1 protein-coding gene is annotated in these 399 nt (G+C 64.4%); it reads right to left on the reverse strand.

Annotated elements, in window-relative coordinates; all coding sequences use genetic code 11:
• Nucleotides 1-386 (reverse strand): hypothetical protein (locus B0W80_RS34200; protein WP_256856770.1); only part of this gene is annotated, 386 nt, incomplete at its 3' end.
• Nucleotides 387-399 lie beyond the last annotated feature (13 nt).

Consider the following 399-nt stretch of genomic DNA (forward strand, 5'->3'; position numbering starts at 1 on the left):
CCGCCCACGTTGGAGGTGGTGCCGGTCGTGGTGACACTGAGCTTGCCGTTGACGGCCGCGATGGCGCCAGCGTCGTTGTGGAGGTTGGCCGCGTTGAGCGTCGTGTTGCCATTCGCAGCAACGGCGCCTGCCTGATTGCGGAGTGCCCCCGCAACGGTGGCACTCAGCTCGCCCACAGCGATGATGCGGCCGGCGTCATTGTTCAAACTGCCCGCAGTGATGACCACGCTTCGGCTCGACGTGATGCTGCCGCTGTTGACCAGTGCGCCGCCGATGCCGAGAGAGCTGTTGCCGTCGGCGTGCAGCTTGCCGGTGTTGGTCAATCGCTGCGCCTGGATCGACAGGTCAGAACCCGATTCGATATTGCCTTTGGTGTTGTCGAGCAATCCACCCGCGCTC

The sequence above is a fragment of the Variovorax sp. KK3 genome (assembly GCF_001984055.1).
Taxonomy (GTDB): Bacteria; Pseudomonadota; Gammaproteobacteria; order Burkholderiales; family Burkholderiaceae_C; genus Variovorax.